This is a genomic window from Streptomyces sp. NPDC054834, from assembly GCF_053611185.1.
In genome coordinates, this window is the sequence record NZ_JBSGZV010000051.1 from 1 (window position 1) to 17681 (window position 17681).

At 67.5% G+C, this 17681-nt stretch carries 14 protein-coding genes and 9 pseudogenes; 9 read left to right on the forward strand and 14 right to left on the reverse strand.

The genetic code is table 11. From position 1 onward, the window contains the following. Both ACWGJM_RS40870 and ACWGJM_RS40875 read right to left on the reverse strand, forming a co-directional pair. Positions 1–216: pseudogene (locus ACWGJM_RS40870) on the reverse strand (IS256 family transposase); the annotation flags it as partial. A 109-nt stretch (positions 217–325) separates the two neighbouring features. Next, on the reverse strand, positions 326–571 hold the full coding sequence (locus ACWGJM_RS40875) for a hypothetical protein (RefSeq protein ID WP_453416835.1): 246 nt from the start codon (positions 569–571) through the stop codon (positions 326–328). A gap of 886 nt (positions 572–1457) precedes the next feature. On the opposite strand from ACWGJM_RS40875, the pseudogene ACWGJM_RS40880 reads away from it, so the two are divergent. Continuing rightward, positions 1458–1806 (forward strand): annotated as a pseudogene (locus ACWGJM_RS40880) (IS630 family transposase); the annotation flags it as partial. 393 nt (positions 1807–2199) lie between these two features. Here ACWGJM_RS40880 and ACWGJM_RS40885 read toward each other — a convergent pair. From ACWGJM_RS40885 to ACWGJM_RS40895, 3 genes and pseudogenes are all read right to left on the reverse strand, one after another. After that, complete coding sequence (locus ACWGJM_RS40885) at positions 2200–2649, reverse strand: SPW repeat protein (RefSeq protein WP_453416886.1); 450 nt, start codon at positions 2647–2649, stop codon at positions 2200–2202. Positions 2650–2862: 213 nt separating this feature from the next. Next, positions 2863–4079 (reverse strand): annotated as a pseudogene (locus ACWGJM_RS40890) (PP2C family protein-serine/threonine phosphatase). A 353-nt stretch (positions 4080–4432) separates the two neighbouring features. Continuing rightward, positions 4433–4822 (reverse strand): hypothetical protein, encoded by a 390-nt coding sequence (locus ACWGJM_RS40895; protein ID WP_453416836.1) that lies wholly within the window; start codon positions 4820–4822, stop codon positions 4433–4435. Between the two features lie 70 nt (positions 4823–4892). Here ACWGJM_RS40895 and ACWGJM_RS40900 point away from each other — a divergent pair. Together ACWGJM_RS40900 and ACWGJM_RS40905 are read left to right on the forward strand one after the other, a co-directional pair. Continuing rightward, positions 4893–5811: pseudogene (locus ACWGJM_RS40900) on the forward strand (IS982 family transposase). Positions 5812–5942: 131 nt separating this feature from the next. Beyond that, entirely contained in the window at positions 5943–6116 is a 174-nt protein-coding gene (locus ACWGJM_RS40905) for a transposase (protein WP_453416837.1), read from the forward strand. A 3-nt stretch (positions 6117–6119) separates the two neighbouring features. Here the strand turns inward: ACWGJM_RS40905 and ACWGJM_RS40910 are convergent, their stop codons facing one another. The 5 genes and pseudogenes from ACWGJM_RS40910 to ACWGJM_RS40930 all read right to left on the reverse strand — a co-directional run. Then, positions 6120–6662: a nuclear transport factor 2 family protein gene (locus tag ACWGJM_RS40910; protein ID WP_236041762.1), complete on the reverse strand. Its 543-nt coding sequence runs from the start codon at positions 6660–6662 to the stop codon at positions 6120–6122. A 662-nt stretch (positions 6663–7324) separates the two neighbouring features. Continuing rightward, positions 7325–8689 carry an IS1380 family transposase gene (locus ACWGJM_RS40915; protein WP_453416887.1) on the reverse strand — a complete coding sequence of 455 codons (1365 nt, stop codon included), beginning with the start codon at positions 8687–8689 and terminating at the stop codon, positions 7325–7327. Between the two features lie 287 nt (positions 8690–8976). Beyond that, positions 8977–9879 carry an SDR family NAD(P)-dependent oxidoreductase gene (locus ACWGJM_RS40920; protein WP_453416838.1) on the reverse strand — a complete coding sequence of 301 codons (903 nt, stop codon included), beginning with the start codon at positions 9877–9879 and terminating at the stop codon, positions 8977–8979. 74 nt (positions 9880–9953) lie between these two features. Then, positions 9954–10517 carry a TetR/AcrR family transcriptional regulator gene (locus ACWGJM_RS40925; RefSeq protein ID WP_453416839.1) on the reverse strand — a complete coding sequence of 188 codons (564 nt, stop codon included), beginning with the start codon at positions 10515–10517 and terminating at the stop codon, positions 9954–9956. 213 nt (positions 10518–10730) lie between these two features. Continuing rightward, positions 10731–10941: pseudogene (locus ACWGJM_RS40930) on the reverse strand (transposase); the annotation flags it as partial. Between the two features lie 155 nt (positions 10942–11096). On the opposite strand from ACWGJM_RS40930, the gene ACWGJM_RS40935 reads away from it, so the two are divergent. Beyond that, a complete protein-coding gene (locus tag ACWGJM_RS40935; RefSeq protein WP_453416888.1) occupies positions 11097–12338 on the forward strand; it encodes an IS701 family transposase in 1242 nt (413 codons plus the stop codon). Positions 12339–12417: 79 nt separating this feature from the next. Here the strand turns inward: ACWGJM_RS40935 and ACWGJM_RS40940 are convergent, their stop codons facing one another. Next, a complete protein-coding gene (locus tag ACWGJM_RS40940; protein ID WP_453416840.1) occupies positions 12418–13146 on the reverse strand; it encodes an SDR family oxidoreductase in 729 nt (242 codons plus the stop codon). A 75-nt stretch (positions 13147–13221) separates the two neighbouring features. On the opposite strand from ACWGJM_RS40940, the gene ACWGJM_RS40945 reads away from it, so the two are divergent. Both ACWGJM_RS40945 and ACWGJM_RS40950 read left to right on the forward strand, forming a co-directional pair. Continuing rightward, positions 13222–13599 (forward strand): MerR family transcriptional regulator, encoded by a 378-nt coding sequence (locus ACWGJM_RS40945; RefSeq protein WP_326623315.1) that lies wholly within the window; start codon positions 13222–13224, stop codon positions 13597–13599. 359 nt (positions 13600–13958) lie between these two features. After that, positions 13959–14516, forward strand: a complete 558-nt coding sequence (locus ACWGJM_RS40950) for a hypothetical protein (RefSeq protein WP_453416841.1) — start codon at positions 13959–13961, stop codon at positions 14514–14516. 119 nt (positions 14517–14635) lie between these two features. Here the strand turns inward: ACWGJM_RS40950 and ACWGJM_RS40955 are convergent. Further along, positions 14636–14911 (reverse strand): annotated as a pseudogene (locus tag ACWGJM_RS40955) (transposase); the annotation flags it as partial. Positions 14912–15253: 342 nt separating this feature from the next. Between ACWGJM_RS40955 and ACWGJM_RS40960 the strand changes: the two are divergent. Continuing rightward, positions 15254–16100: pseudogene (locus tag ACWGJM_RS40960) on the forward strand (IS110 family transposase); the annotation flags it as partial. Positions 16101–16102: 2 nt separating this feature from the next. On the opposite strand, the pseudogene ACWGJM_RS40965 reads toward ACWGJM_RS40960, so the two are convergent. Next, a pseudogene (locus tag ACWGJM_RS40965) lies at positions 16103–16210 on the reverse strand (IS5 family transposase); the annotation flags it as partial. Positions 16211–16218: 8 nt separating this feature from the next. On the opposite strand from ACWGJM_RS40965, the pseudogene ACWGJM_RS40970 reads away from it, so the two are divergent. Further along, positions 16219–16360: pseudogene (locus tag ACWGJM_RS40970) on the forward strand (Sua5/YciO/YrdC/YwlC family protein); the annotation flags it as partial. A 123-nt stretch (positions 16361–16483) separates the two neighbouring features. Further along, positions 16484–17176, forward strand: a complete 693-nt coding sequence (locus tag ACWGJM_RS40975) for a maleylpyruvate isomerase family mycothiol-dependent enzyme (RefSeq protein ID WP_453416842.1) — start codon at positions 16484–16486, stop codon at positions 17174–17176. A gap of 74 nt (positions 17177–17250) precedes the next feature. Here ACWGJM_RS40975 and ACWGJM_RS40980 read toward each other — a convergent pair whose 3' ends face one another. Beyond that, positions 17251–17586 (reverse strand): winged helix-turn-helix transcriptional regulator, encoded by a 336-nt coding sequence (locus tag ACWGJM_RS40980; RefSeq protein WP_453416843.1) that lies wholly within the window; start codon positions 17584–17586, stop codon positions 17251–17253. Between the last annotated feature and the right edge of the window lie 95 nt (positions 17587–17681).

Consider the following 17681-nt stretch of genomic DNA (forward strand, 5'->3'; position numbering starts at 1 on the left):
CCCGGCAGCGGTGGCCACCTTCCGCGGCTGGTGGTAGCCGTTGCGAACCACCATGCGGCGGCCCGACTCGTCCCGCTGCTCGGTCAACTCAGCTATGTAGGTGTTGACTTCCACTTCCAGGGCGGCGGCCAGCATCCGCCTCGCGCCCTCCCGGACGATCTCGTCGATCAGGGAGCCGTTCGGGGTGGAGCCATCGGCATTGACTACGCTCAGCACGGGCGTGCCTTCCCGACCGACGTTCGCAGCGTCGGCCTACTCGGTGACCTTCAATCGATCACTCGGGAAGGTACGCCCTTCGCGTGCTCCCCGAGGCCCGATCCACAGGTCATGAGCATTGCTCGTCGGAAACCGTCCTGCCGATCAGCTGGATGCCGGCGTGGGAGACCTGGGGACCGGTGCGCCCGTGCACGGTCACCGCCCCGAGAGCAGGGCCGCCTTCCAGATGCCAGTAGTGCGCGGTCACCCCGGCCTGGTCGAACCGGTCCTGGTTCAGGTACCACTGTCCGGCCTTGCCGTAGACCGGCCATGGGAAGTGTCCCTGGCGGGCGGCCGGTACTTCGCCGTCCAACACGGCTGCCACCTGCTGCGGGTTCATCCCGAACTGGAGCGGTCGGACCCTCTTCAGCGGCTTCCAGGCCCAGCGCGGACGGTCCCGGTCGGGCTTCACTGGCCACGCCCCAGGGTTCGGCTCCAGCTCGCGGACATCGCGCCACCGGATGACCGCCTCGGCCTGATACTGATCCTCCGCCAACTCCGAGCAGACAAGCAGAGCATTGGTGAGCATCATGTCTCTGCGCTCGGCGACCCCTCGGGCGACACCCCCCACTCCTGCGCGGCTCCCATGGAAAGCCCCCATGCCGCTACCTCGGGATCACCGCTCCAGTTCACCCGGGCCCCTGCTCCTTCCCGGCGCGCGAGGTCGTGGATGTCAGAGCGTGCAGCGGACGGCACCCTGGCGATCAGCTCAATGTCCCGCAACCGGATCAGCGGTCCGTCCAACGCATCGATCGCCACAGCGACCAAACGCGGCCCCCGCTCATAGATCGCGGTCACCCCCACTTCGCTGTACTGCTGCCAGGACTCCTTGCCTTGCAGGCCCTGCGAGACACCGGGGAACCGCTCCGCTCAAGGCCGCTTCCACCTGATTGGGACTCATCCCGAACCGCAGCGGGCCCACCCCCGCCAACGGATCAAGCACCCAATGCGCCCGTTCCTCGGGCTTCCTGTTCCACCAGGGCATTCCATCCCCCCCAACAATCCCGACGCAGCCAGCCTGTGATCTTGTCGGTCGGTCACCCCCCGGGTCAGCGAAGTGAGCGAGGGATCGTTTCAGCACCTGTCACCAGCACGGCGACTGCCTGCGCAAACGTGCCGAGGAGGAGAGGGTGACCGAAGTGCCGGAGCCGCCCCCCGATGCTGTTGTCGCCCGCGGAGCTGCCCCGCACCCAGACCGCCCGCCGGGCTGTGGAGCGGGACGACGAGGCCGCGGCCGGGTGGGTAAAGGAGGTGTGGTCCCGCGAGGAAGGCTTGCGGCGGCGCGTGGAGGGTGGCGCCGCCGCACGCGAGGACATGGACGCAGCGAGGCCGCACCCCAGTGGTGCGCGTGTGCGGCCGCTCCCGCAGACGTATTTGGATCGCTGCCCTGACCTGCTACAAGCCCGATGAGAGATCACGGCTGATCTACCGGCCCCGCCGTGACGACTGGAAACTGCGACGGACGCAAAGCTTCTCCCGGCGCGACTACCGCGGCCTGCTCATCGCCGCTCATACCCAGCTCGGCGCCCGATCGTCCTGCTCTGGGACAACTGTGAGACTCAGGGTGTGCCGTCCGGGGCCAGGGCCTGACCCGAGGCACAACTGGACAAGACTGCCTTGTTCACCCTTCCCCACAACAAGGGATTGCCGTACCCGGCCACAAGAGGCTTTCCGTGTCATCGCTGAGCAACCCGGTCAGTGGGGCCTCTCGGCCGCGTCGGGCGCACCTGATGCGGCTTTGAGCACGAGCTGGGCCCCTTGAACACCGAACAGCCACGCCGTAACCGTCTGAAGGACGGTTGGCGGCAATTTGGAAGCGTGCCGAGGAAGATCGACCGAGATGGCAGCCAGTGCGGCTGTCGGCTCCCTGAGGGCTTTCTGCCGCTGCCCTGTCGGCGGGATGGTCGTCGTACCGTCGGCCGAATGCCCGAAGCCCGGTCGGTTTCATCGGCCCGTGTACGGCATTGCCGTTCCGCGTCGTGATTCGGCTGCTCGGGCGGTGGCGCTGGCGGCCAGTGCGAGCAGAAGCGCGACGGCCCCGGTGATGACGTTGTTGGTGATGGTCTTGGTGGTGCTGACGTTGCCTGCCACGGCCCAGGGCGCGATGATCGTCCACACGCCCAGGAGGCACGCTCCCCAGGCCATGCTGTGGGTGCGTTCGTATGCTCGGCCGAAGCCGCCGCTCATGAGCAGGGCGTAGGCGAGGCCCACGAGGAGATTGTTGACGGCGAGAGTGGACAGGCCGTTGAAACCGGTGATCCATGGTGACGCTGCCAGGTAGATGCCGGTGAGAAAGGCCAGCATGCCGACGGCCTGGCCTTGCGGGGTGCTCGTGGCACGCTCGGCGATTTCGTGCCGTAGGCGCATGTCGATGATGTCGGGGTGGGTCTCCATGGAAGGCCCGTGAGAAGTGGTCATTGCGGTCACCTTGGTATGAGAGTGGGCATTTCCGGCCCCGGGTACCCAGCGGGCGCAGACAAACCAGGGTGAAGAGGAAGTCGCATGCCCGGCTACTTCTTCGACGCGGCCGGGTGTGGGCTCCTGACCCGCCTTAGGGGTGGGCCGCCTATCCCCACGGCTGTACGCCTACCGGCGACTTCGGCCGGATCAGTACGGTCGGGTTGTTCGGTCCAGGCGGACGACGACGATGGCGATGTCGTCGTTGGCGCCGCTGGCGAGGTCGAGGCGGGCGAGGAGGGCGTCGGCGAGGTGTTCCGCCCCGAACCCGGTGCAGGTGGCGAGCGTGGAGGTCAGGCGGGTCAGGCCGGCGTCGATGTCCTCATCGCGGCGTTCGATCAGGCCGTCGGTGTAAAGGATGAGAGTGTCGCCGGGGGTGTAGGTCGCGTTGGCCTGGGGGCGGGGGACGTGTTCGGGGCGGGCGCCCAGCGGTGGGTCGGTGGCCTGGTCGAGCAGCTCGCAGGAGCCGTCCGGGTGCAGCAGGACGGGCGGGGGATGGCCGGCGCTGCTGTAGATGAGCAGTTGGCTGTGGCAGTCGATGAGGACCTGCACGGCGGTGGCGGCCAGTGCTCCCTCGACCGAGCGGGCGTACGTGGCGGCGCTCAGCGCGCTGCGGAGCCTGCCCATGACGGTGGCGGCCGTCAGCCCGTGGCCGACCACGTCGCCGACCGCGACGGTGAAGCGGTCCGCGGGCAGGTCGACCGCGTCGTACCAGTCGCCGCACACGTTCAGTGATCCGGTCGCGGGCTGGTAACGCACGGCGATATTCGGGTGCTGGGCCAGGTCAGGGGAGTGGAGCATGGCTTCTTGGAGAGCGACCGCGATGCGTCGTTCACGGGCGTGGGCCTGCCGCAGTTCCGCGTTCAGCTGCTGTAGCTGCCGCGCCCGGGCGTACAGCTCGGCTTCCATGGCCGCTTCCCGGCCGGGGCTGACCGACGGCAGGTGCGCCTTGCGGCGGGCGCGGACGGCCTCGGTCATGTCCTCGGACCGGTGGAGGATCCGGGCGACCTTTCCGTATGGGCCGAGGACGGGCACGTTGATCGCGGTCCACCACCGCTCCTTGAACACCTCGGGGTTGCCGGGGACCGGGATGTCGTACTTCTGTAGCGACATGTGATCGGTCTGGCCGAAGGACAGGACCCGGCGCAGTGAGGCTTGAAGTGTCACCACCCCGGCGGCCTCCGAGTCGGCGGGGTTGTCCGGAAAGGCGTCGAAGAGGTGCTGCCCGACCAGCTCGGCCCGGCTGCGTCCGGTCGCCTCACAAAAGGCCCTGTTGGCGTCGGCGATCACGTGCCGAGCATCAGGCACGGACTCGGAAGGGCGGCGAACACCGCCGTGTAGTCGATCTCCGGTCGCGTCACGCGCATTCCCTGCCAGTCGCTCCCTCTTCAATCTACGAAAGGCCCAGCTCCCGCGCCCGCCGAGCTGGCCCATGGGCAGCCCGTGGCGGCTGCGTACGCTGATTCCGCGCACGCCGTGACCCGGACCCGCCTCCTTGTGCGACGGCGGGCGCGCCCAGCTCCGCTCCACGCTGCGGATCCCGGCCGAAGCTGACATCGTCCGGCGCCTGGGAATCCCGGTGACGCGGGCAGCGACGCGCCCAGGCTGGGCATGACCCAGGGATGCCTGCGGAGGGTGTGGGATGGGCGGCGGCCGAAGCCACCGCGAGACGGTCAGGCGGCAGGCTGCCGGCCCTGGTTGTCGAGGTGGCAGCGGGCGGTCAGGCGTCAGGGTCGACTTCGGGGTGCGTGAACCGCACGGGCTTGCCCAGCGACCGGGCGTAGGCGATTTCGGCTCGGGTGCTGTCTCCGATGTAGTCGCCGACTACGAGCACCTCATCCGCGAGCCGGATCTTCGCTCGGTGCAGATCGTCGAGTCGAACCTTCAGCGCCTCGGCCTCGGCAGGATCGGACCAAAGTTCGTGCGGCGACTTCATGTCACAGCCCGGTTTGACGACAATCTTTCCGGCTTTGGTCTCCCGCAGATCGGCCTCGTTCATCTCGGTCATGAAGCGGGTGGAGCCGCAGATCACGACGATACGCGGGAGGCTCAGCTGCTTCTTCGCGTCGGCGAACCTCTCCTCGGGGGTGAGCAGTTGCGGGTATGACACTGGTTCCTCCTGGTGGTCTGGTCCAAGGGGGGCCTGCGGAGACGAGAACGAGGGTGTCCAAGATCGTTTTGTGACGAACGACGTGGACACCCTCGCGACAGCACTCTATGCGACGACCGACGACATCCTGAAGGAGCATCCCGACCTGGCGCCGTGGCGCCCGCCGGTCGGCATTACGCCCCGCCTGAGCGATGCCGAACTGGTCACCCTCGCCACGATGCGGGCCATACTCGGCTTCACCTCCGAGGCCAAATAGCTCCGCCATGCTCGTGCCCACCTGCGCCACCTCTTCCCCTACCTGCCCCAGCAGCCCGGCTACAACAAGCGGCTGCGCAAGGCCGCCGGTCTGATGCGAAGCGTCAACCGGATCCTGGCCGCCACCACCTCGGGGTGGAGCGACGACGTATGGGTCGTGGACTCCACCCCGGTGGAATGCGGCCGCTCCCGCGAGACCGTCAAACGCTCCCACCTGGCAGGCTGGGCCGAATACGGCTACTGCGCCAGCCACAGCCGCTTTTTCTGGGGCCTGCGCCTGCACCTGGTGTGCACCCTTCAGGGCCTGCCCATCGCCTTTGTCCTGACCGGGGCCAAGGCCGACGAACGCGAGACCCTCCTCGACCTCCTGGCCGCCGAATGCGAGCTTCTGCGAGAGCGCTCCCGACAGACTCTCATCGGCGACAAGAACTACTTCGGCCGGGGTTTCGAACGCGAACTGTCCGAGCATGGAGTCCAGTTGCTGCGGCCTGCCCGTAAAGGCGAACGGGAACGGCCTGGTGCGTGCCGCCCTCTTCAAGCCGCTGCGGCAGATCATCGAATCGATCAACGAGACCTTCAAGGGACAGCTTGACCTCGAACGGCACCGAGGGCGCACACCCGGAGGTGTCATAGCCCGCGTCATGCAACGCATCCTCGCGCTGACCGCCGCGATCTGGCACAACGACGCGACCGGCCAAACCGTCCTACGCTCACTGATCGCCTACGATCACTGACCCCTTGAAATAGATCATCTAGGGCCTGTTCTGAGTTCAGATCACTGATGAGTGTCTTCGGCTCCCGGGAGCTTCCGGCTGCTGCAGGAACGATCTGTGACGCTTGGTGATGTGACCGATGCCGATAGGAGTTGATCGAGCCGCACCTGCCGTCGGGCGAAAGTGGGCCGATCCCTGACCTGCGCAGCTACCTACTTCAATGCGGTGATGTGGAGGTTACGTACGGGGAGCCCTGGCGCGACGTTCCGCGCAGGTACGGATGCTGGTCGACGATCTACGACCGGTTCCGGGTTCGAAGGGATTGAGATTCACGGTTCGACATCGAGGCGGGGCGACGTCAGCTGGTTGAGGGGGACCCTGCCGTCCAGTACGTCCAACGGTGTGGTGACCACGGGCAGGCGCCGGACGATGTCGTCGTTCAGCAACTGGGTCTGCGCGAGCACCGCCGTTTGATCCCAGTAGATGCGCTCGCTCCGCACACGCGGGCCTCGGAAGTCCACGACGGCGATGACGGGTATACGGACCTGCTGCCCGGTGGGTGCCAAGCCAGGGAGAATCCAAGGCACCTCGATGTCGTGGGTGAACGACACGATCATTTCGTCTACGAGGCTGTCGTCTCCCACCGTGCGGGATATCGAACGCACAGTGAAATCGTCCGGGTTCCGTCCAATGAACCAGCGTGCGTAGAAGTCCTTGACGCCGTCGTACCCACTACCGCCCATGGCGGTCGGCACATGGACGACGATGGGGTCGTCGTCCATCGTGGCCATCGTAGCCTCCACGTCCTGCGCCACGAACTCGCCGGCGGTGTGGGCTTCCCAGATACGCTCCATCGTTGCGCGATCAGCCATGCCCGCTCCTGACAGTAGGCGTCTCGGCTGTGCGGGTGTCTCGGGTCTCGGGATAGCCATACGCCGCTGCCCATTGCGCCGCATCCCCTTCTTCTGGACGCGAGGAAGACACCGCAGATTCAGGATAGGCAGGTGTGGGTCCGCGCGCACTCCCTAGTGATCAAGTACGAGGAGTCGTTCGGACCCCGAGGTTAAAGATCAAGCTAGGGCGTGTATCGAATGTGCTGGTCACAGCCACTCGGTTGAGGACTGCGATCAGCACGGTCGCCTCGTAGCGGACGGCGAGCTCGTATCTCGTGGCGACCGCGCGGTGGCACTTGAGCCGATTGATGCCGCATTCGCTCGCGGTTGGGCGCGGGCGGCGACCTCGGGCACCACCCCGCCGAACCGAGCGTGCTCGTCCATGCTCGACTTGGGAGCGGTGCTCGCGGCGCTTTCGCATCATGGCCAGGCAGGGAAGCTCTCGACTCATCAGAACCACGCCCGGCCTCTACTCACTAGCCTCGCAGTTTCGTGACGGTCCGCCGACGGCGACGGTGGACCGTTTTCGTGCCGTGGGCTGAGGCTGGGCAGACTCAGTGCCCGAGTGTCGCCTCGGGATGGCGCCGGGTTCCACTGCTCCGGGTGTTGAGCTGCTGTCGTAGGGACGGGGAATCTGCTGGTCAGCCAGGGTCGAGCAGTTGGGTGAGCCGGTCGAGGGCTGCGGTGATGTGACCGGTCCAGGGCCAGTGGCGCGCCAGGCGGAGGATTCGCCGACGGCCGGTGGTCACGAGCTGTCCGGCCGCGCTGAACAGGCGGAGCCGTAGTCGGCGGGGCTCCCAGAGCCTGGCCTTGCCGGTCAGGGCGAGCATCGGCATCCAGGCCAGCAGGTCGAGAGCGATCTGGACGATCTCCAGCCAGATCCGGTTCTGGGCGGTGCGGTGCAGGGGCAGGTTGCGCAGGCCGGTGGCCCGGGCGGCGCGGATGCGGTCCTCGGCCCGGGCCCGCAGCCGGTGACGGAGCTCGAGCTCGGCGATCGGCCGGCCCGATGTGTTGGTGGCGAAACAGGTCAGCCGCATGCCGTCCGCATCCGTGAGCCGCAACTGGGCCCCAGGGTGCGGTCGTTCCTTCCTGACGATCAGCCGCATGCCCTCCGGCCAGCCGTCCAGAACGTTGCCGGTGAGTTCAGCGACCCAGGCACCGTCACGGATCTCGCCGTTCGCCTCGACGGCCGCCGTCCAGGCCGATGCCGGAACCTTCAGCACATGCTGGTGGATCGCCTCGGTGACTGCCATGCCGACCGAGTAGGACAGCCACTGTCCCCGCTGAGCGAGCCAGGCGACGAAGTGGTGGGTGCCGCCCGCGGAGTCGGTGCGGATCAGGGTCCGGCGCCCGCGCCGGTACTTCTCCGGCAGCTGGGCCAAGGCCAGTTGGGCGACGGTGATGTGGTCGGCCGCCGTGTTCGATCCCGCGTTGCCCGGCCTGAGCAGGGCCGCGACCGGTTCACCCGTGCCGCCCGGCCCGTGGTCGACGAACCCCATCAGCGGGTGGTGGCCGTAGGTTCGCTTCCACGTGGGTGCGGCGTCCTCCTTGTCCGAGTGCGCGATCACCAGCACCCCGTCGAGGTCGACGGTCACCGTCCCGCCTGCATCAGGCGCTTGTCCGTGGGCCAACCGCCAGAATCGCTCACGTACTTCGGCCCGCGTGGCACGGATGGCCCGCAGGGCCTTCTTGCCGGAGGCTGCGAGGGTGTCGATGAGGCGGGAGACCGTCGGGTCGGAGGCCACCGGCCCGAACACGGCCGGCTCGGCCCGCAGCATGGCGACATCCGCGAGGCAGTCGCCGCCCAGCGCGACCGTCAGGGCCACGTCCAGCAGGATCTTGCCCGGGTCGTGCACCGCCCGAGCCTTCCGCCACGGCGTCAGCGCCGCTGATATCGCGGAATCCAGACCGGTCTTGCGGACGGTCTCGACCAGCAGCACGCCGCCGGCCTGCGAGACCACCGCCCGGCCGCCGCCCTCGATGCGGACACGCGGGTAGGACCCGATACGCTTCTTCGTCTGGAGAGTGCTTCTTTCCTGCGACGACCTGGACCCTGGACACGTCTCACCGTTGCAGGCCACGAGCACTCCTCGCGTTTTTGATCACCCACCCGACACCCTGCCGCGTAAAAGCGCGTGGCTAACAGGTGTTGCTGGACCGGTTGCGGGAGGCTCACCGGCTGGACTTCTCTCGCGACACGCTCGATGCCTCGCAGGTGCAGGCCAAGCGGGGGCGAAGCCATCCGAACGGTGGCCCGAGTCCGGTTGTCCGGGGGGCCACCCGAAGTCCTTCCTCAGACGTGCACTGTCCCCAGTAGTGCACGGGTCTCGGCGACTACCCGCGCGTTGAACGCCGGGTCGTGCACCTGTGCGGAACCCCGCATTGGTCGTCCTTTCTCGTCGTAGTAGATGCCGGTGGTGTCCGATTCGTCGGTGAGTATCCGGGTGATCATGCGAGCAGCGGCGCCCGGGTTGGTCCAGTACTTGATGAGCGGGGCCAGTGGCGAGAGCACGTACTTCGACAGCAGACGCAGGAGCAGGCTGGCGTCACGGCCGAGATTCGTGCCGGGCGCGAAGCCGGGCTCGATGGCGTTGAACCGCAGTCGGGGTGTTTCGCGGGCGAAGGCGAGCACCGTTGCCAGGTTGCACTGCTTGGACGTGGCGTAGGCGTCTCCGCCGGGCAGTTTCGAGCCGCCGGGCTTCCACTCGCCACGGGTGCTCGCCTCGGCGGAGATGTACCGGGCGCCGCGGAAACCGGACATGGTGGCGGCCTTGCGCTCCGGATCCTCCACAGCCGAGACGATGAACACCACCTGTGTGCCGTCTTCGAGGTGGGGCACGAGCGTCTCGGTGAACACGAAAGGCCCGATGTGGTTGGTCGCGTAGGCGATGTCCCAGCCGAGGGCGTTCGTGCCGGGACGGTTGGGGAAGATCCCGGCGTTGTTGAGCACGCCAGTGATCGGAAGGCCGAGCTCAGTGATCTGAGCGACGGCGCGTCGCACGCTCGTCAGGTCCGAGAGGTCGCAGAGGACGGACACGGCCTTTCCACCTCTGCCTTCGATGCTGCTGCGCACGTCGTCGAGCTTGGCGGCGTTGCGCCCGACCAGCACGACGGTGCCATGCTTGGCCAGTTCGAGGGCGGTGCGGCGGCCGAAGCCGGAGGTCGGGCCGGTGATGACGTACACCTTGTCGGGCATGACGCTCCTTAGCTGTCTGACTAGTCAGTCATTAATGGGTGTGCGTGAGTGCGAGGAAGTGGGCCCGGGGCGGGTCAGCCGATCATGCGCCAGAGTGCGTCGAAACCGGACTGCTTGTGCTCGTCGGCGCGGTCCGGGTCGCCGATGATGTAGTCGATGGTGGCCTCGGCCAGGGCATTGGACAGCGTGAACACCAAAGCCGCCGGGGTATCGCGCATCGGGCCGTTCGCCCGGCTGCGCTCCAGGATCTCTCCGATGCCTGTCATGGTCCGGTTTGCGGACTCATGGGTGGACGCCGTGATCTCGTCGGAGACCTGGAGCTGGGCCAGAGTGCGGCGCTTCAGGGGATTGGCCGTTGCCCAGTCCATCCATCGTGACCACATGTGCAGCATCTGGGTGCGCGCATCGGCTGCGGGCAGGTCGCCGAGTGCGGCTGCCCCCATCTCGCCCTTCAGCTCCAGGTAAAGCTGGTTCAGTAGATCCGCTTTGGTGTCGAAGTAGGTGAACAGTGACCCGTTCGAGACGCCGGCCTCCTTCGCGATCGCCGCCGTCGCCGCCCCCAGCCCCTGAGCAGCGATGATCCGCGTGGCGGCGGCCATGATCGCCGCGCGCTTGTCGTCGCTCCTCGGTCTGGGCATGAGGACAGCATGTAGGAGAGTGATCGGTCAGTCAAATATAGGGGGTCACTCTTCCCTCGACGTACACCGCAGCAGGTATCCACGCAGCCACCCGCTTGAGCTTCGGTCGGCTCAGGGCGGTTGGTCTTGGTCACGGCCGAGACCAAGGACCGCCCACCTGCAGCCGCCGGACCTTCAAGCAAGGGGAACCGGGTTCTTATTTTCCTTGTCGGTGTCGATGAGACGGGAGACGGTCGGGCAAGAGGCCACCGGCCCGAGCCGGTCCAGCTCGCAGCACGCCGACGTCGGCCAGGCAGTCTCGCCCGAGTGCGACGGCCAAGGCCGCGTCCAGCAGGATCTTGCCCGGATCGTGCACGGCCTGCGGTTTGCGCTACGGCGCCAGTGCCGCAGACATCGCGGCATCCAGGCCGGACTTGCGGACCGTCTAGTACTCCAGCCGTAGTTGTGGATCTTGGAGGGTGAGGCGGTGCCGACGGGTGCGGCCACCGGTGATCATCGTGTGTGAAGACAGAAGATCAGACGGTGGCCGCAGGTCACAGCGTAGGCCCTGCCCGTTGGGACGAGGAGTTCGAGGGGCTGATGGAGCGCATAGCCGGGCGGTTCGCCCGTTCTGAACCTCGGCGTCGGGTGGGGAAGTTCGTTCGCGGACTGCTGGCCGATCTGCCCCGCAAGAACTGCTGGACGATCGCGGAGTGGGCCGGTGAGGCCACGCCGGATGGCATGCAGCATCTGTTGGAGCGGGCCAAGTGGGACGCGGACGCAGTCCGCGATGATCTGCGCGAGTACGTCGTCGATCACCTCGGCGCCGAGCAGGCCGTCCTCGTCGTCGACGAGACTGGCGACGTGAAGAAGGGGAACGCGACCGTCGGGGTGCAGCGCCAGTACACCGGCACCGCCGGGCGGATCGAGAACTCCCAGGTCGCGGTCTATCTTGTCCATGCCACGCCGCGCGGGCACGCCGCCGTCGACCGTGAGTTGTACCTGCCCAGGGCATGGACCGACGATCCCGAGCGGTGCCGCAGGGCGGGCGTGGACCCCGACGAGGTGCGTTTCGCCACCAAGACGCAGCTTGCCGCCGCGATGCTCGAGAGGTTCTGGGCCGGCGGTCACACGGCCGGCTGGGTCACCGGCGACGAGGTCTACGGCGGCAACCCGGCCCTACTGTCGATGATCGCTACGCACGGGACGGGATACGTCATGGCCGTCTCCTGCCGCACCGAAGTACGCACCCCTGCTGGCAAGTTCCGTGTCGACGTGCTGATGCGCAAGGTGCCCCGACGCGGCTGGCAGCAACTGTCCGCAGGCGTCGGCGCAAAAGGCCCGCGCCGTTACGACTGGGCCGCCGTCGGCCTGATCCCCACCCACTCGGCGGGCACCTGCCAGCTGCTGATCCGCCGCAACCGCACCACCGGCGAGGTGGCCTACTACCGCTGCTTCAGCCCGCGGCCAGTACCGCTGCCCGCCCTGGTCCGCGTCGCCGGAACCCGCTGGAGGATCGAGGAGACCTTCCAGGCCAGCAAGGGCCTCGCCGGCCTGGACGAGCACCAGGTCCGCCGCCACACCCCCTGGCTGCGCTGGGTGACCCTCGCGATGCTCGCCCACGCCTTCCTGGCCGTCATCCGCGCCGACGAGCATCGCGAACACCCGGCCCCCACCGGACTTATCGCCCTCACCTGCAACGAAATACAGCGACTATTCGCCCTGCCCGCCGCATCCCCGAACGGCCAACGCGACCATCGCCTGCGCTGGTCCCTATGGCGTCGCCGACACCAGGCACGCTCCCGCGACTGCCACTACCGCCGACGCGAGGCCACAACATGAAGATCCACAACTGCGGATGGAGTATCAATTGACCGACCTCAGAAGCAACCGACCGAAGCCAGCGTGGCCCGAGGGCCGCTCAGGTCGCCGTTAGCGCCGCCAAGGCGCGGTCCATCGCGGCGTTGAACTCTTCCGGCGTCAGCGGCAGCCGGGACTTGACGTCCCGACTCCACTGGTCGGCGAGGACCTCGGCGGAGCCCGCCTCGACACCGTCGAGCGCCGCGTCGGCCAGGTCCGACGGAGCGATCTTGTCCACGGGCCAGCCCGCCGCCATGTCGGTGTCGGCCAGGCCGAGGTGTACCGCTGTGACGAGCGTGCCCTGCTCGGCGAGCTCCAGGCGGACGCCGTTGGTCATGGCCCAGGCGGCGGCCTTGGTCAGGTGGTAGGCATTGGCGCCCTTAACACCGAACCACGACATGGCGGAGAGGACGTTGACGATCGCGCCCCCGCCGTTCCTGGCGAGCGCCGGCGCGAACTCCCGGATCATTCCCAGGTGGCCGAACATGTTGGTCTCCAGCTCGTGCCGCACCGCGTCCAGCGAACCGGTCACCAGGTCGGTCCCCGTACTGATTCCCGCGTTGTTGATGAGTAGCGACGCGTCCGGGGCGGCCTCGGCGGCGGCCCTCACGGATGCAGGATCGGCGATGTCGAGGCGCAGCACCTCGACCCCGGGCAGGTCCACGGTCTCCGGTCGGCGGGCCGTCGCGTAGACCTTGCGGGCGCCCCGTTCGAGCAGGCGCTGGGCGAAGGCGCGGCCCAGGCCGCGGTTGGCTCCAGTGACAAGGGCAACTGAGTTGTTGATATCCATGTCCGGTACGCTAAAACCTGACGTTGACGTCAGGGGCAAGTGCTGGTCGTCAGGACCGGGGTGAGAGGAATCACCATGACCGTCACGCAGGCCGCGGCCGAGCGGCTGATCCGCATCGGCGAGGTGGCGCGGGGCGCCGGCGTCTCGGTACGCGCCGTGCGCTACTACGAGCAGCAGGGACTGCTCATCGCGGAGCGCAGCCCATCCGGCCAGCGCCTCTACCGGCAGGACGCCGTCACCCTGGTGCGCTTCTTCCAGCAGATGTTCGCCGCCGGCCTCACCAGCCGAAGGATCACCGAACTCCTTCCGTGCTGGGACTCCGGGCACACCGACGCCGAGCAACGAGCCATGCTGCGCGCCGAGCGCGACCGTATCCAGGCCAAGGTCGACGACCTGCAGGCCGCCCTGGACCGCCTCGATGAGGTCATCGCGATCACGGACACGCACCCGTAGGCGCGGTCGGTCGGACGGCGCACCAGCGATCTACGGCTGGAGTACTAGGCCACCAGCACCGACCCAGCCCAGCCCCCCCATGGCCGCCGCCTTCGGCACGGACAGGCGGGTGCGACCCGCTGCCCTTCTTCATCTGGAGAGTGCTTTCCCCTTGCAGCTGACAGGACCCTCGACAAGTCCTGTCGTTGCAGTTCAGGGGCACTCTCCGTTTATTTGATCCAACATCGGACAACGCGCCTCGTGAAAGCGCGAGGTTAGAGTCAGGGGCCTTGGAGAGTCAAGGGGGAGCTTCGTGACCTTAGCTGTGGGTTTCTTCGATCTGTTCACCTATTGGGATACCAGGAGCACTGCATCTATCTTTGATCATTTACGTGCTCGCACGCTTGCAGATCATCGATCTCACAAGTCTGGCCTCAGCGCCGTCGGCACTACAGGTGGTCGGAGTCGGCGTTGCCAGTTACCTGTTGGGGCATCTCGCCTATCCGCTGAGTGCCCTCCTGGACAAGGTGGCACCACGTTGGAGCTGGAGTGTCGAGGCCGCTCGTCTCGATTTCGTGGCCAGAGTGCCCGAGTCCCGGGACCGACCCTTCGTACGCACTGATGTATCTCTGCTGTTGGCTGCGGTGGAACTCCACAACAAGGAGGCAGCGGGCGAGATCACTCGGCTTCAAGGCGTCGCGTTGATGCTGCGCAACTCGGCCCTCGCCCTGGTGTTCGCGCTCGTCGTCGCGGTGATCGAGCTCATTGTGGGACCCGATCGTGTGCTGGCAGGAAGCTGTGCGGCACTGCTACTGGTGAGCCTGACTGCCGCAGTCAGACACGGGCGCCGTGTGCGGCACTGGGACCGCCTGAAGACGTTGGAGATCTGCTTCTGGATCCCAGACATCGACGACAGATTCGGCTCCAACCGCCGGTGATCACAGGCGCGCACCCGCAGGCCTGACATGGGGGGCTCCACGACTCGTTGGTCGTGGAGCCCCCCCATGTCAGGAAGTGCTCCAACCTCAGAGCCTAGGGCGTGGATCGAATGTGCTGGTCACAGCCACTCGTTGATTGCCGCGACAAGGACGGTCGCCTCGTACCGGACCGCCAACTTGTCGTACCGCGTGGCTACGGCCCGGTGCCTTTTGAGGCGGTTAATACCGCACTCGACCGCGTGCCGCTCGCGGTAGTCAATCGGGGCGAACTTCGGCGGCCGACCGCCAAGCGAGCCACGTTTCTTGCGGTTGCGGGCCTGGTCGGCCTTGTCCGGGATGGTGCAGCGGATGCCGCGCCGCCGCAGGTAGGCGCGGTTCTTGCGAGAGGCGTACGCGTAATAGGCACTGTGAATTGGCAGTTGCGGTCCTGGCAGGGGCCGGGCGAGACGTCTGGACTGTATGCAGCGCCTGGGAGTGCTTCGACAAGAGGGACGCATGCACGGCCTCTGCCGATTCGAGCTCGGCCGCCATACCGTGCCGTGGTTCGAGCCGTTCCCAGGAACACCTCCCGATCAGCCGGAGCCGTGGAGCTTTTCACGAGAGCGAGGACCCTGGACACCGCTGGGGCCACGGACGGCTGATGGGGTGGTGCGCCGATGAGCGCTTCTATTAGGTCGCCGGGTGGTACTGCCACGGCTCGACATGGACGGACAGGGAAGGCCCGAAAGGAGCGCGCGTTGCACGTGACCTGCGGAATCGACTGGGCTGAGGATCACCACGACGTCGCCGTGGTCGACCAGGACGCTCGACTACTCGGCAAGCTCAGGATCGGCGACGACGCAGCGGGCTTCCAGGACCTGCTCCGGTTGCTCGCCGACCACGGTGACAGCCCGGACGATCCGATCCCGATCGCGATCGAGACATCTCGCGGACTCCTCGTGGCCTGTCTGCGGGCCTCTGGCCGCCGGGTGTACGCGATCAACCCGATGGCTGTCGCACGCTACCGTGACCGGCACGTCGTCTCCGGCAAGAAGTCCGACCATCAGGACGCCGTTGTCCTTGCGAACATCCTGCGGACCGACGCCGAGCTGCATAGGCCGTTGCCGGACGACTCTGACCTGGCCCAGGGCGATTGCCGTCCTTGCCAGGGCCCAGCAGGACGCTGTCTGGGACCGCACCCGGGCCCACAACCGGCTCCGATCGCACCTGCGTGAGTACTACCCGGCGATCCTTGAAGCGTTCGCCGACAAGCGGGAACGGCTGCTGGCGCGTGAAGCCCGCGCGATCCTGGCGATCGCGCCCACTCCGGCCGAGGCCGCCCGGCTCACCCGAAGCAGGCTCAGAGCCGCCGTCACGCGGGCCGGCCGTCATCGTCGGATCCAGGCAGAGACTGACCGGCTCCTCGAAGTGCTCCGTCGCCCCCGGCTTCGCCAGCCGGCCTTGGTCGAGAAGGCGATGGGACATCAGACACGCGCACTGCTTGCCCAGCTCGAGACGGCCTGCCGGGCCTGTGACGAGTTGGCACACGACACCGAAGAACTCTTTCTGCAGCATCCCGACGCGGAGATCATCACGAGCTTCCCCTGCACCCCGGTGCGGTCCACGTACAGGATCGCGTTCATGATCTCGCGTAAATCGTGCTCGGGCGGGCGTCCGATGTTCAGCGCATGCTGGCGCCGCCCGGACCGCCAGGCGCGGCTGGCCCGGCCACCCCGTCGCACTCGCGCTGCTGCCGGCCTTCGATGGCGGTGTCACAGCTCCGTCCGCCAACCGCTTCGGCTCAGTCAGCCCCACCGCAGTCGACCACGTGTGTACGGAGCATCGGTGATGCCGTCGACTACCTGAACAAGCCTTCCCTGAACAGGCCGTTCGAGCCTGTCTCGGCCACGCGCAGGCCAACGCGGGCCTCGGCGGCAGAGGCAGGACGTCTGGTAGGCCGCTCGCACCACATCGGCTAGGTTCGCCGCATGGAACCCTCTTCGCTTCTCCGTCACCTACGCAGCGAGCTGGATGCCTTCCGGACTTGTCTCGACAGCGACCTGGCCGCCCCCGTCGTGCACTGCGGCGACTGGACATTGCTGGATCTCGCGGAGCACTTGGGCGGTTCGAACCTCTGGGCGGCCGCCGCCGTCACCGAGAAGCGCGGCGACCACGAACCTCCGACCGCACCAGGCGAGCGCGCCGCCCTGTTGCGATGGTTCGACGACGCGTCGCGGAGCCTGTACGAGGCACTCGACGCCGATCCGGCCACTCCCGCGTGGACGTTCCACCCGCCGCACACCGTCGGTTTCTGGCAGCGGCGCCGGTGCCTGGAGGCGCTCGTCCACCGCTGGGACGCCGAACTCGCGGTGGGCACCCCGCAACCGCTCGACGCGGAACTCGCCGGCGAAGGGGTGGCCGAGGTCTTCGACACAATGGCGCCAAGGCAGATCGCCCGCGGACGCGCCCGGTCGCCCGAGGCCGCTCTGCGCCTGACCGCCACGGACATCGGCGCAACCTGGGACTACGGCCCTGGCGCACCAGCGGCCGAACTCGCCGCACCTGCGGAAGCATTGCTACTCCTGCTGTGGGGCCGGGCGCCCCTCGACGGCGGGGCGTTCGTCTGGAACGGCGACGAGGAGGCTGGGAGGCGGATCCTGCATGGTCCGTTGACCCCCTGAGCCGTGTTCTGGGGGCGGAGCGCAGCATGACACCTGCCGCCGCGCACCCATCGATCGGGAACGCATTCGCCGCCTCACGCTGCTACGGGACCGCCTCCGTCGAACTCCTTGCGGTTGCGAACGATCTCCGCTTGATGACCCTGCACCCAGCGCACCACGTGCGTGACGGTGTCGCTGAGCGATCGGCCCAGCGGGGTCAGCGCGTATTCGACCCGAGGCGGTACCTCGGCGTAAGCCGTACGCGTGACAAGGCCATCGCGGGTGAGCGAGCGGAGCGTCTGGCTCAGCATGCGTTGGGAAACCCCGGCGATCCGCTCCTGCAGGGCCGTGAAGCGCAGCGGTCTGTCCGCGAGCGTGGTGATGACCAGGACGGTCCACTTGTCGCCGACCCGGCCGAGCACGTCGCGCACGAGTTCGATGGTCGCCGCACATTCCGGAGTGACCCCGTCGGCCAACAGCTGGGAACGCAGCCCAGAACTCATCCGTCTGTTCCCTTCGTGTGCGT